Origin of the sequence: Psychromonas sp. SR45-3 (assembly GCF_014163575.1) — a bacterium.
Taxonomy (GTDB): Bacteria; Pseudomonadota; Gammaproteobacteria; order Enterobacterales; family Psychromonadaceae; genus Psychromonas; species Psychromonas arctica.
In genome coordinates this window covers 1-12,733 of sequence record NZ_JACJDP010000062.1, presented here as the reverse complement: position 1 = coordinate 12,733, position 12,733 = coordinate 1, and the positions used below count along the sequence as shown (strand labels likewise).

Genomic DNA, 12,733 nt, shown 5'->3' with positions numbered 1-12,733 from the left:
GCTCATTTAAACCACTAAACTGCGCTTTTTCGCCTTGAACTAAGCATAAATAGCTTAGCCCTGAGCATTTACGTTTTTATTTTGGTAAAAAGCACTCAGTTTTAATGAGTGCTGAGTAGTTACGATTATTTAACGTCTATATTAACTGGTTTTACCTTCTTTCACCTGTGGCAACCAAATTAGATCCGTCACACCACAATCCTTACCACATTGATTTAATAATGTGCTTAGTTGACCACGATGGTGTGTTTGATGGTTGAAAAAATGTGTAACTGCAAACCAATATTCGTATTGTCTAGGTTCGGGGTTAACAATGCTTGTGTAAAGCAATTGTCCCGATAATACCTCATCGGTGAGTGAGCTTATCCACGCTAAAATTGTTTCGTCGGTTTCTTTTCGTGCAAGCGCTAACTGGTTGAAATCTTGATAGAGCTCCTGATCAAGTCCATCTATTGAGAAGGGGGTGCCTAAGAATCGACCAAGCCAAAGTTTATCAGTCAGCAATAGATGATTAAGCGTGCCATGGATTGATTTAAAAAATGCACCTTTATCACTGCGCCTCTCGGCATCAGTTAGCTCTGCACAAACTGAATAAATTCGTTCATTCATCCATTGGTTATATCGCGCCATATCTTTAGCTTGTTTCAGATGCATCTTCGTTCCTGTTATAAAATGGGGATAAAATGTCGATTTAACACGTTATATTTTCGTCTTTACACCTAGAGAGAAAGTAGACAAAAAGAGCTAGCCCATGACGAGTTATAAGCTGTTTTAAGGTATTAATCTTAGGATCCCTTTTCCATCAATACCCACATAAATATACCCATCACTACCTTGAATCACATTTCTGACTCTACCAATACCATCTAGCAACTTAGTTTGTTTGACAATGCTTTTGTTGTTTATTTCTAGTAAAACTAAATGTCCAAACTTCATTGAACCAAGTAATATTTTACCTTGCCATTGAGGGTATTTATTACTGCTAATATAAGCCATACCAGACGGTGCAATTGAAGGATCCCAGTACAGCTTAGGTTGCTCCATCCCTTTTTTTTCAGTGATGTCAGTATAATTAGTACCAATATAATTAACGCCATAACCGATAACGGGCCAACCATAATTTTTACCAGACTCAATCAAGTTAACTTCATCGCCGCCTCTTGGGCCATGTTCATGTGACCACACTTGGTTGCGTGAAGGCAGCGTAATTAACCCCTGTGGATTTCTATGTCCATAGGAAAAAATTGCTTTTATAACATTAGCTTGTTGATAAAAAGGGTTGGAGGTTGGGATACTACCATCAAGATTTAATCGATAAATTTTACCGCCATCCAATGATAAGTTTTGAGGATTTTTATCACGTTGCCCACGGTCACCCATTGAAAAGTAAATAAACTCATCAGTAATAGCAATGCGGCTACCGTAATGCTGGCGCTTATTTGAATCACCTGTACCAAGGTATAAATTTTTTTGCTCAATTAACTGATTATTTTTAGTATCTAACTTAGCACGCATTAAAGCTGTATTGCTTCCTGTCGCATTTTTACTGGAATAGGTGAAAAAGATAAGCTGATTTTTTGCAAAGTCAGGATGTAATGCAATATCAAGTAAACCACCTTGCCCATTGTCATCTATTTTCGGCAAGCCCGTTAGCTCAATTGAAGGTTTTCCTTCAGTTAATAACCATAATTTGCCTGAACGTTCCGTTGCTAATATTTTTCCATTAGGCAACTGAACCATTCCCCAAGGAATTTTAATATCAGACCATATTATTTCTGTTTTGTACGGGGTTTTATCTTCAATGAGGGGAAGTGGTTGCATAGCCTGTATTGAAGTGGCTATCAGGCTGAGATAAATGAACAGTAGTTGATGCCAATATTTCATATTTGCTCCTTTATAGATGGGAGTAAGCGGTCGTTCAAATTTAGCTGTATGCTGGTGGTTGAATTTCAGTCACTTTACTATACGAATCTAAGAAGAAGTTTACAAGATTGGTTTTAAAAGTCCGAAAGGTTTGTGCGTCTCGCACTTTTACTGGTATTTACTCAATGTGATTGACTTGGCTTATTTATAGAGTGTAAAACAATCATAAAGTTACTATAAAAAACTACAAAATAACTACCAAACAACTACCAAACAACTACAAAACGTTCCCAGTTGAATCAAATTAATCCTTAAAAATCTATAAGATGAAACTAAACATGTAATGCTAAATGGAGTCGATATGAACAGATTATTTACCAATAATAAAGAAACCTTAGTCCACGATGCAATTGATGGCATATTGTATAGCAACAAACATAATAACCTAGCTCGTCTAGATGTTGACCCAAGGATCCGTATTGTCACTCGAAGTGACTGGCAGCAAGATAAAGTGGCAATTATCAGCGGTGGTGGATCTGGACATGAGCCAGCACACGCAGGTTTTATCGGTAAAGGAATGTTGACTGCTGCAGTATGTGGCGATGTATTTGCTTCACCAAGCGTCGATGCCGTACTCAATGCTATTGTGCACGTGACCGGAGAAAAGGGATGTTTAGTCATTGTTAAAAACTACACCGGCGATCGCCTAAACTTTGGTCTAGCATGTGAAAAAGCCAAGAAAATGGGGCTGAATGTAGAAATGGTGATTGTTGCGGACGATATATCTATTCCAGATAATCTCAGGCCTCGTGGTATCGCTGGTACTATATTTGTTCATAAAGTGGCTGGTTATTTTGCCGAGCAGGGGAGTGACTTATCTGCAGTAAAAGAGGCTGCACAAGCCGCTATTGATGGCACTGCCAGTATCGGCGTGGCTTTAAGCAGTTGCTCACTGATTGGTGAAGAAAGTAGTCAACGTATTGCTGAAGGTAAAGCTGAATTAGGCTTAGGCATTCACGGTGAGCCAGGAATAACGACGATTAATATGACATCTTGCTCTGATGTTGTTGCCATCATGGTCAAAAAATTAAAAGCTACGCTATCTTCGAGTAATACTAAAATTGCTCTGATGATAAACAACCTTGGCGGTGTTTCACCATTAGAAATGAGCTTGATCACAAAAGATATCCTCGAATCAGCGCTAAAGGATAATATCCAATTAATCTTAGGCCCAGCAGCAATGATGACTGCGATTGATATGAAAGGCTTTTCAATCTCCTATTTGGAATTAAATAAGCGCCATTCAGAAGCCCTATTAGCACCAGTACAAACAGATGCTTGGATACAACCCGTCGAATTACGTCAATTACAAGTAATAAAAAAAGACAAAGTATCTATTAATGTCGCTTTCACTGCATCAGAAAATGCGCAAGTCGCTGAGGTAATAAGCAAAATAACATCAACCTTACTGGCAGCAGAGAAAGAATTAAATCATCTTGACTCATTAGTGGGCGATGGTGATACCGGCTCAACATTTGCCGCAGGTGCAGCTCAAATAAAAGCCGAACTGCAAGCAAATAACCTTCCCTTGAATGATATCGGGGCTTTATTAAATGTGATTAGTGAACAACTTTCGACGGCTATGGGAGGATCTTCTGGTGTACTGCTTTCCATTTTCTTCTCCGCGGCAGGTAACGACTACACTAAAAATAGAAACCTAGTGAGCGCGTTACAAGCGGGTTTAAAACAGATGATGGAATACGGCGGTGCCAAACAGGGCGATTGCACCATGATTGATGCTATGTATCCTGCTTTTGAAGCATGGGCAAAAGACGGGCTTGTTGAAGCAATTGAAGCTGCACGGCTTGGTGCTGAAAGCACTACGACTATGATTGAAGCGAAAGCGGGGCGTTCATCTTATTTAAACAGTGATAGTTTGAAAGGCGTTAAAGATCCAGGTTCTCTGGCGATTGAGCGAGTGTTTTCTGTATTTAAAGAATAAGCCTAACTTATCTTTAATCACACATAGTTAAGGATAGCTGTGGCCTGTGCGGCGCTATCCTTATTTATAAAATCACCTCGTTTCAACCAATACCAACTCCGCTAATTAACTGATTAATCTTACTGGTTAAAAGAAACTATTTTCGCGTTAAAAGTTTTGTAAAGGGAATGAACATTTACAGCAACTTTTATCATAAACTCGCCCCTTTTTTCCTGCGTAATTTTTAATTTAAGATAAGCATGAGCGGATTAAATGAGCCTAAGGAGTTACCTTTAGCGGCATAATCATTTTCTCTTTATTTCGGAGTAAGAGCCAATATACAAAAATGAATGCAGGTATATTCATTAAAAGTCCATACATCAAAGGGATCGTTGCTAGTGCAGGTTGATGCATTATGGTAAATGCAATCATCATCGCGGTGCCTGCATTTTGAACACCCACTTCTATTGCAATAGTTTTTCTATCGGTTTCATTAACATTAAACTTGCCAGCAATAAAATAGGCAATGATTAACGCTAAACCACACATGGTAACAACAGCTGCGCCATGCAAAGAAAGCATCGCAGGAATGATATTTAAGTTAGTCAAAACAAGCGCGCTAACCACTAATAACATAGCAATAGTTGACCCTTTTTTAATTAAAGGGAGCACAGACTGCGACCATTGATCGGCAAAATAACGAATACACATACCAATAATAGTCGGTAATAAGGTGACTAAGGCGAGCTGTTTCATTGCTGGTAATAAAGGCAAGTTAAAATGTTGGCTATCTAGGCTACCGTTGTAATGGATAAAACCAATAAAGGCGATCGGGAGAATAAATGGCGATAACATACTGACGACACTGGTTAAGCAAACACTTAAGGCAAGGTTACCTTTAGCAATAAATGAAAATAAGTTTGATGTCGCACCACCGGGACATAATGCCAATAAAAAAAGTCCGGCAGCCGCTGTTTGATTAAGGGCAAAAGCTTTAATAACAAACAGCGCTAATATCGGTAGTAAAAGCAATTGTAATAAAAAACCAATGATGGCGACTTTAGGAGACCTTAATACCGCTTTAAAATCTTTTATTTGTAAACTTAATCCCATCCCTAACATTACAATACCCAATACAATAGGTAACATCACTTGAGTAACAGCTTGCGCGATAATTGGTGCCATAAATACCCTTAGTTTAGGAGCGACTTGATGGCATTAATATTACTGGGTGTTATGGTTTATCGTTTTGATATGGCGCATTCTTTATCGTTTTTCTAAAGTGTATCTGCACACTTTAACTCATGTTCTGAGTATCTTATTAAGCACGTATAGGTTGTTCAATACTTAATTTTGTATTTTTCTTTTTGAAACCCCAGGCTTTTTCATGAAAGAAATAAGCAAAAGAGTTGATCGTTGGTTCAATAGTTGCCATTAGTCCGCCTAAGAAAGCGTCGCCGGTTAAAAGGTAAGTGACAATGAATGCAACGTTAAAGTGAATAACTGCAAAACTCACTGTTTTGACCTTTGTCATCGATTCTCTCTTTTTAAGGAACGGTGTATGTAGCCAGATTTTTTCATGGAAATAAAAGGCGACAGTATTAACTGCTGGTTCGATAATCGCGATCAAACTTCCTAATAAAAAATCGCCTGTTAAAGCAAAAGCAACTAAGGTTGCGATGCTGAAATGGATCACTGCAAAAGTCATTGTTTTAATCATTGTGTATCCCTCATAGTATGCTTTCTTTTTCTTTGTTAATATTATTGATAATCATTATCATTTAGTCAAGGTGAAAATACCTATTTTATTGATAGGTATTATTTATAGGTGCTATTGATAGGTTTTATTGTGGCTTCATTTTTTAATAGGAGTGTTGTTATATTTTGGATTAACTAGCTGAATTTTTTACATGATTTATGTTGGCTGGTTAGATGATAAGTTACGTTTGTTGACTGTATAAATAGTCGTATACGGCTACTTGCAAAGAGTTGATATTGTTAGTCTTAATTAATGGATGTTCAGCACTTGCTGTATATACAAATCAAACAGACCCAAGCAACGTAGAAAAGCTAAGCAGAAAAATAAACTATCAATGATCGTTTACCGAGACAGTTGTAATTAACACTGAACTCTCCAAAATAACGCGGTAAGATAGTAAGCATTAATATTTATCTCTATGAACCTTGGTATAAAACACTATGACAAATCGACTGCCTGAGAAAAACAACTCGACTGTATCTGCTATACCTCCCGTATCAACGCCTACTATCGCTACGTTAGGCGAGCTTGCTAAGTTGGCAAACTATTCGCTTATGGATACGCTGAACTGTGATCCTGATGCGACGGAAAACGGCGTTGACTATGCGCCACGACAAGTCTTCTCGGGTCATTATGTTCCGGTTAACCCAACACCAATTAAAGACCCTGAGTATGTTGCGCACAGTAACACTTTTTTTAGCGAACTTGGCCTAGCTGACACGATGGCTGAATCTGCTGATTTCATTAGCATGTTCTCCGGTGATACTTCTCAGGTGCCAGCGCCGATGCGCAAGATCGGTTGGGCGACGGGATATGCACTTTCTATTTATGGTGTTGAATACACTCATCAATGCCCGTTCCAAACAGGCAACGGGTATGGGGATGGTCGTGCCATTTCTGTGCTTGAGGCGGTTATTAATGGTCAACGTTGGGAAATGCAGTTAAAAGGCGGTGGTCGCACTCCTTATTGTCGTGGTGCCGACGGACGTGCCGTTTTACGATCGAGCATTCGTGAGTTCTTGGCTCAAGAGCATATGCATGCACTTGGCGTATCTACATCACGGTCGTTGAGTTTGTACGTTTCCAAAACAGAAACGGTCAAGCGTGCTTGGTATTCAGAAGGCTCTCGCTCGGAAAACCCTGACATGATGTTCTCTGAAGCCGTCGCTATTTCGACGCGCGTTGCACCGTCATTTATTCGCATTGGTCAACTCGAACTATTCGCTCGCCGTACCCGTGAAGATGGTCAATATTATGAACAGTTGGATGATCAGCTTCATGCGATGCAGGAACTCGAAAAAATGGTGTTGCATTTGATCGATCGTGAGTACGCAGAGGTTGTCGATAGTCAGCTCTCCATGCCAGAAAAAGTATTGCTGTTGGCGCGTGAGTTTCGTGAACGCCTGACGTCACTGATAGCAAATTGGATCCGTGTTGGCTTCTGTCAAGGTAACTTTAACAGTGATAACTGCGCCGCTGGTGGTTTTACACTTGATTATGGTCCCTTTGGATTTTGCGATGTGTTTAACCCGTACTATCAACCTTGGACAGGGGGCGGTAATCACTATTCGTTCATGAACCAACCCAAAGCCGCGCAAAGTAACTTCGAGATGTTTTGTTCGGCGTTACGACCGTTACTGGCATCAGATCAAAGCTATTTGCTAGCACTGGATGAGATTCAGCGTGAATTCTCGACAATCATGCACTCAAAAATGCAAGCTATGTGGGCTGCCAAGTTGGGACTTAGCACGTTAAACACCGCTTCACACAAGGCATTACTTAACGAGCTACACATGCTGATGATGCAAACGCCTGTCGATTATACTATTTTCTTTCGAGAGTTATCGTCGATACCCAAGGACATTCGTCCACTGAAAAAAAGCTTTTATAATACCGCAAGTAATGCAAGCGAGTCAGACACCCAGCAGACAGATACGCGTTGGGTAGAGTGGTTCGTAAAATGGAAAACACTGCTCAATAGTGACTGTGATGCAAATGCGATTGTGCCTAGAACCCTTGAACAGGTATCTAGTCAGATGAGATTGGTTAACCCAAAATATATTTTACGAGAGTGGTTAGTTAAGCCTGCTTATCAGCAAGCAACAGTTGGTGATTACGCTTTAATTCGAGAGTTGCAAGAGGTGATGAATCAGCCATATTCAGAGCAGTCGCAGCAAGTGGAAGATAAATACTACCGATTGAAACCGCTTGAGTTCTTTAAAGTAGGGGGCGTATCGCATCTTAGTTGTTCGTCGTAAACCTTGGGTTTATAGTAAAATCTGACCTGCAAACCTTGTTGTAGGTTGGGGGATTTAGCGGTGGGACGACCTACTGCGCTAATTCGTCTGCGCTTGTCTAGTCACTTGGATGTTAATTAGCTTTGGGTTTCGCCCTGTCGGCGACCAAGCTCGGTTTATTAACGAATCATTGCTCAAATATCTTTTTTATTTCGTGCGAGTTGGCAATTAATCATAAATTACTTTAAGTAATAATCATTTCTAACTTACACTAAGTAGGTATTTAGTTATTTAGTTATTTAGCCACTAATAAAATGAGAATGATATGCCTATTTCAAATGATGTACTCACGCGTAATAACGTCAAAGTGATTGGCACTGGGTCTAAAACTTTAATGCTGGCACATGGTTTTGGTTGCGATCAAAATATGTGGCGCTTTATCATGCCAGTGCTGGAAAAAAAGTTTAAAATCGTGCTCTTTGATTATGTGGGGTCTGGTAGTTCTGATCTCTCTCAATATGATAAAGAACGCTATAGCGGCCTTGAGGGTTACGCAAAGGACATCATCGAAATAGGTGAAGCATTACAACTCTCAGATGCTATTTTTATTGGGCACTCCGTTAGCAGTATTATTGGCACCCTTGCGAGTATAGAAGTACCCACACTTTTTTCAAAAATGATCATGATTTGTCCATCTCCCTGTTTTTTAAACTTTCCTCCTGATTATTTAGGTGGGTTTGAAAAACAAGATTTGCTCGAGTTATTGAATTTGATGGATAAAAACTATATTGGATGGGCGAATTATTTAGCGCCGTTAGTCATGGGTGATAATAATCCAAGTGAACTTACTGGCGAGCTTTCTAGTAGTTTCTGCTCCACAGATCCTGTTGTTGCAAAGGGATTTGCCAAAGCGACATTCCTTTCTGATTATCGACATATATTAAAAGACATTAAACAACCCACCTTAATATTTCAAAGTAAAAACGATTCATTAGCTTCCCCTGAAATAGGGAGGTTTATCAATGAAAATATAACCGGCAGTGAACTTGAAGTTGTAGAAGCTGATGGGCATTGTTTACATATGACTCACCCCGAGCAAATCACAAATTCTATCTTTGAATATTTAAATAAATAATGAAAGATAAGCAAACCACTTTAGACTCAGCTATCTCTACCTATACTTTAAATAACTTGCCCAACGGTGTTTTTATAACCGATGTTTCAAAAGAGATTGTTTATTGTAATGATTATTTTTCGACAGAATTGGAGTGGGAACCCGATGCGCTGATTGGAAAAAGTGCAGACATTATTTTTACGCTGGCTTCTAAGGTTTTTTACCAAACTTATTTAATTCCAACACTCTTACACGAAAAAATTTGTGAAGAGATGCAGTTAACCATGATCAATGGAAAAGGTATTCGTATTCCAATTACGGTTAACGTAAAAAGTGATAACGCCGGCCTTATCTACTGGAGTTTCTTTAACGCAACAAAACGAGATAAGTTGTACGAAGAGTTAATTCAAGCAAGAGAAACACTCGAGCAACAAGCGGAGCAATTAAAACTACTTGCATCAACAGATGAATTAACGACTTTATTAAATAGAAGAGAAATGAAGTACAGAAGTACTCTAGCAATTGAACTTGCTGTAAGGTCTCACCATTCCGTTGCGTTAATACAACTTGATATTGACCATTTTAAGAAAGTAAATGATGTATACGGACATCCCGAAGGTGATCGTGTGCTAAAGGAACTAGGGATTCGATTAAAAGAATTTTCACGAAAAACAGATTTAGTTTCTCGCTTTGGTGGTGAAGAGTTTTTGATTCTATTGAACGATACAAATCAACAAGATGCGATACTGTTTTGCCAGCGCTTACACCAATTAATAGGAGAAGTTAAAGCTGGTGAAAATTATATTAAAGCCAGTATAGGGCTCACGATCAGTACTCCGGATAGCATATTCAAAACACTATATGCTGAAGTTGATGCTGCATTATATAAAGCCAAAGAATCCGGTCGAAACAAAACAGAACTTTACAACAGAACAGGTATAAAAAATATTAATAGCATGCCGTAACTCGATAATAAGGCATACCTCATCGTTTTCTTAAAATTAATCGTTTATAGGTGTTTAGCTCTTGTAATTTTTCAGAAAAACACAACGGTGAAATGGATGTTGCCACATTGAGCATCGACTTTATTTATTAGTAAATCGCTTTGCTTAGGCAATGCATAGGCAAAAGGCATGACCAAGCCTCATTGGTTTTTGAGTAAGGCTCTATTTTTTAGCTTAAAGGCAAAAGACAAGGCTTTACTTCATTGGTTTTTTCTCGAGATTCTTATATATTAATAAATAAAATTAACAAGCAAGACTCAAGGATTAATAGTGAAATTAACGTGTCCAAGTTGTAAAGAAAAAATTAACCCTAAAGATATTAAAAATATAAATAAAAATAGTATCTATGTAGAAAAACAATGCCCCGGTTGTAATACTTGGTTTAGCTTAAATAAGCGATTAACCATAATAAAAACACTTGGAATATCATTATTGTTAATAACCAGTTTATTAAATATTTTTGGTATTAAGAGTGAATATAGTGTTGTATTTTCAGGCATCGGTTTTGTAGGCGTTTTGGTAGCACTGTTGATTACCTTTTTAGGTAAAAATGAAAAAGTAGATAAATCAAGTAATTAAAAGAAACAGAAAATTAAATTGAGTAAAAATTTATTGTAACTACTTGATGTTGCTTGTTTCAATGATTGGGTGTCCAGCACTTTTTCCAGCACTTTTTGAGGTCGGAAAACGAAGCTGGAAATATCAAACAGACCCGACGAGCTACTACCAAAAAGCACCAATGCAAACGATGCATTCCCACGGGGACCATGGGAACGAGAAATACTAAGCCCCAAAAAATAAAAACTTCAACTACCTACTAATCAAGATCAAATCGCGATTTATAAAGCGCTTGAAGCGTATCAGAGCGATCTTTGTAATCAATAACATCACCAACAATAATGCTTGCTGTTAGATCTCTATCAGTATTTTGTAATGAAGATTCTAAGGCTTCATTGGCGTTCGTTTCTATATAAACAGGCAATATGGGTAACCTATTTTTCATTGCAATAATTTGTGCGCCTTCTTTGAACTCTGCTAAGGTCTCCGTTGTTTTGTTACGTGTGCCTTCTGCAAATACACAAATAGAATAACCACTCTTGACTCTTTTCTTTATTTCTGTGAAAAAGCCATTCATTGTTTTAGCTTCTCTATCCAGTAATACAGTTCCTGCATTTCTGGTAAACATGCCAAAAAAGAATGAGTTATAAAGCTCTTTTTTAGCTACCCATAAACCGTTAATACCCGTTTTTTTTAGCGCCATTTCGACAATCAAAGGATCAATAATACTGCGGTGATTTGAGACGATAAGGTAGGGTTGTCCCTTATTGATTTTATCTGCGCCTTCAACGTTGATGCTTATTTTTAAGTGCGATAATAGTGTTTCTGCATACTCTAAACGTAGTTTTGTGACGTCATTGGCACTGTGCTCACCTCTTAATTTAAAACCAAATTTGTTAGTTAAATAAAGTGCGTAGAGAGCTGTTTTGATACGGTGTAGTGTCAATTGAATTCCTATTGCTTAATCGTATTAAAATGGTGGCATCATACATGAGATGAGGATCTAATGTTTAATTGAGGTGTTTAATGAAAGATGGAGCGAAATGAGCTCTATTTGGCACTTTTAACTAACTCACTTTTAATTAACTAACTTTTAAACTGACTCGACGAGCGCAGATGAGCGAATAAAAAGATTAACAATAAAGTGCTGAGTGCAAAATTGCGGAAGTGCAAAATTGCGGACACCCATCTATTTGAATAATTACAATGCTTAAACTATCTTTTAGAAATGCTTATTTCTGCATCTAGGAGGTAGTTTGTTATGACTCAATCTCGCCAATCCCAAGTGTCGTTATCTGATACCCCTTATTACCATTGTATTTCTCGCTGTGTTCGACGAGCTTATCTGTGCGGAGAAGATAAATACACGGAAAAATCATTTGAACATAGACGACAGTGGGTTGTTGAACGTATGCATTATCTAGCCTTTCTGTTTAATATCGATATTTGCGCCTACGCTATCATGTCTAACCACTATCACCTTGTGTTACATATCGACGAAGCGCTTAACGAAAGCTTAAGTCATGAAGAAGTTTGTGAGCGCTGGTGTCAGCTTTATTCAAAACCTATACTCGTTGAGCGTTGGCAATCCAAACAAACAACCTCTGAGGCTGAAAACAAAGCTGCATTAGCTATTATCGAAGGGTGGAGAGGGAGGTTAGCGGATATTTCATGGTTTATGCGCTGTTTAAATGAATTCATTGCGCGTAAAGCCAATAAAGAAGATGAGTGCTCAGGACGTTTTTATTCGCTGCCATCCATGGCGCTCACCCTTCAGGCCAGCTAAAGCTGTTCTAATTTGTTCCCTACAAATTAGTGGGAAGGACGCTTTAAATCTCAAGCACTATTAGATGAAGATGCGTTATTAACTTGCATGGCTTATGTTGATTTGAATCCAGTGCGAGCAAAAATGACTATCAGTGTAGAAACGTCAGAATACACATCTGTTTACGAACGCCTGTTACCTTGCAAAAAAGTTGGTGTTGCCCAACAGCAAGAAAAGCCACTAGAATATACTTTTACTAAAAAGCCCTTATTTGGCTTTGTGGGTGATGAGAGCCAACATAATAATGAAAACAACATTCCAGGTATCCCATTTTCATTATTAGATTATATTGAGTTAGTTGATTGGAGTGGGCGAATAATAAGGGAAGATAAACGAGGTGCTATTTCAAATCAACGACCTAGGTTATTATCAATGCTTGGTTTAGATGATGA

Annotated in this window: 11 protein-coding genes and 1 pseudogene; 7 read left to right on the top strand and 5 right to left on the bottom strand. The window is 38.4% G+C overall.

What is annotated here, in order from left to right:
• Positions 1-141 precede the first annotated feature (141 nt).
• Both H5084_RS18675 and H5084_RS18670 read right to left on the bottom strand, forming a co-directional pair.
• Positions 142-654 (bottom strand): DinB family protein, encoded by a 513-nt coding sequence (locus H5084_RS18675; RefSeq protein ID WP_182692153.1) that lies wholly within the window; start codon positions 652-654, stop codon positions 142-144.
• 117 nt (positions 655-771) lie between these two features.
• Positions 772-1,884, bottom strand: coding sequence for a PQQ-dependent sugar dehydrogenase (locus H5084_RS18670; RefSeq protein ID WP_182692152.1), 1,113 nt, complete (start codon positions 1,882-1,884; stop codon positions 772-774).
• Positions 1,885-2,224: 340 nt separating this feature from the next.
• Here H5084_RS18670 and H5084_RS18665 point away from each other — a divergent pair, with 340 nt between their 5' ends.
• Complete coding sequence (locus H5084_RS18665; RefSeq protein ID WP_182692151.1) at positions 2,225-3,865, top strand: dihydroxyacetone kinase subunit DhaK; 1,641 nt, start codon at positions 2,225-2,227, stop codon at positions 3,863-3,865.
• A gap of 258 nt (positions 3,866-4,123) precedes the next feature.
• Here the strand turns inward: H5084_RS18665 and H5084_RS18660 are convergent, their stop codons facing one another.
• Together H5084_RS18660 and H5084_RS20065 are read right to left on the bottom strand one after the other, a co-directional pair.
• Positions 4,124-5,029 carry a bile acid:sodium symporter family protein gene (locus tag H5084_RS18660; protein WP_182692150.1) on the bottom strand — a complete coding sequence of 302 codons (906 nt, stop codon included), beginning with the start codon at positions 5,027-5,029 and terminating at the stop codon, positions 4,124-4,126.
• A gap of 136 nt (positions 5,030-5,165) precedes the next feature.
• A complete protein-coding gene (locus H5084_RS20065; RefSeq protein WP_182692149.1) occupies positions 5,166-5,564 on the bottom strand; it encodes a DUF2061 domain-containing protein in 399 nt (132 codons plus the stop codon).
• Between the two features lie 479 nt (positions 5,565-6,043).
• On the opposite strand from H5084_RS20065, the gene H5084_RS18650 reads away from it, so the two are divergent.
• The 4 genes from H5084_RS18650 (at position 6,044) to H5084_RS18635 (ending at position 10,537) form a co-directional block, all read left to right on the top strand.
• A complete protein-coding gene (locus H5084_RS18650; RefSeq protein ID WP_182692148.1) occupies positions 6,044-7,861 on the top strand; it encodes a YdiU family protein in 1,818 nt (605 codons plus the stop codon).
• A gap of 304 nt (positions 7,862-8,165) precedes the next feature.
• On the top strand, positions 8,166-8,975 hold the full coding sequence (locus H5084_RS18645) for an alpha/beta fold hydrolase (RefSeq protein ID WP_182692147.1): 810 nt from the start codon (positions 8,166-8,168) through the stop codon (positions 8,973-8,975).
• On the top strand, positions 8,975-9,919 hold the full coding sequence (locus tag H5084_RS18640; protein ID WP_182692146.1) for a diguanylate cyclase: 945 nt from the start codon (positions 8,975-8,977) through the stop codon (positions 9,917-9,919). Before H5084_RS18645 ends, H5084_RS18640 begins: the two co-directional genes overlap by 1 nt.
• A gap of 309 nt (positions 9,920-10,228) precedes the next feature.
• Positions 10,229-10,537, top strand: coding sequence for a hypothetical protein (locus H5084_RS18635; RefSeq protein WP_182692145.1), 309 nt, complete (start codon positions 10,229-10,231; stop codon positions 10,535-10,537).
• Positions 10,538-10,775: 238 nt separating this feature from the next.
• On the opposite strand, the gene H5084_RS18630 is transcribed toward H5084_RS18635, so the two are convergent.
• A complete protein-coding gene (locus H5084_RS18630; RefSeq protein WP_182692144.1) occupies positions 10,776-11,462 on the bottom strand; it encodes a lysophospholipid acyltransferase family protein in 687 nt (228 codons plus the stop codon).
• Positions 11,463-11,777: 315 nt separating this feature from the next.
• On the opposite strand from H5084_RS18630, the gene H5084_RS18625 reads away from it, so the two are divergent.
• Both H5084_RS18625 and H5084_RS18620 read left to right on the top strand, forming a co-directional pair.
• Positions 11,778-12,302, top strand: coding sequence for a transposase (locus tag H5084_RS18625; RefSeq protein ID WP_182692143.1), 525 nt, complete (start codon positions 11,778-11,780; stop codon positions 12,300-12,302).
• Positions 12,303-12,425: 123 nt separating this feature from the next.
• Positions 12,426-12,733 (top strand): annotated as a pseudogene (locus H5084_RS18620) (hypothetical protein); the annotation flags it as partial.

What these genes read in the sequence shown, in the direction of transcription:
- H5084_RS18675 (WP_182692153.1), bottom strand. Translation starts at nt 654, where the DNA reads ATGCATCTGAAACAAGCTAAAGATATGGCGCGATATAACCAATGGATG.
- H5084_RS18625 (WP_182692143.1), top strand. Translation starts at nt 11,778, where the DNA reads ATGACTCAATCTCGCCAATCCCAAGTGTCGTTATCTGATACCCCTTAT.
- H5084_RS20065 (WP_182692149.1), bottom strand. Translation starts at nt 5,564, where the DNA reads ATGATTAAAACAATGACTTTTGCAGTGATCCATTTCAGCATCGCAACC.
- H5084_RS18665 (WP_182692151.1), top strand. Translation starts at nt 2,225, where the DNA reads ATGAACAGATTATTTACCAATAATAAAGAAACCTTAGTCCACGATGCA.
- H5084_RS18645 (WP_182692147.1), top strand. Translation starts at nt 8,166, where the DNA reads ATGCCTATTTCAAATGATGTACTCACGCGTAATAACGTCAAAGTGATT.
- H5084_RS18670 (WP_182692152.1), bottom strand. Translation starts at nt 1,884, where the DNA reads ATGAAATATTGGCATCAACTACTGTTCATTTATCTCAGCCTGATAGCC.
- H5084_RS18640 (WP_182692146.1), top strand. Translation starts at nt 8,975, where the DNA reads ATGAAAGATAAGCAAACCACTTTAGACTCAGCTATCTCTACCTATACT.
- H5084_RS18660 (WP_182692150.1), bottom strand. Translation starts at nt 5,029, where the DNA reads ATGGCACCAATTATCGCGCAAGCTGTTACTCAAGTGATGTTACCTATT.
- H5084_RS18650 (WP_182692148.1), top strand. Translation starts at nt 6,044, where the DNA reads ATGACAAATCGACTGCCTGAGAAAAACAACTCGACTGTATCTGCTATA.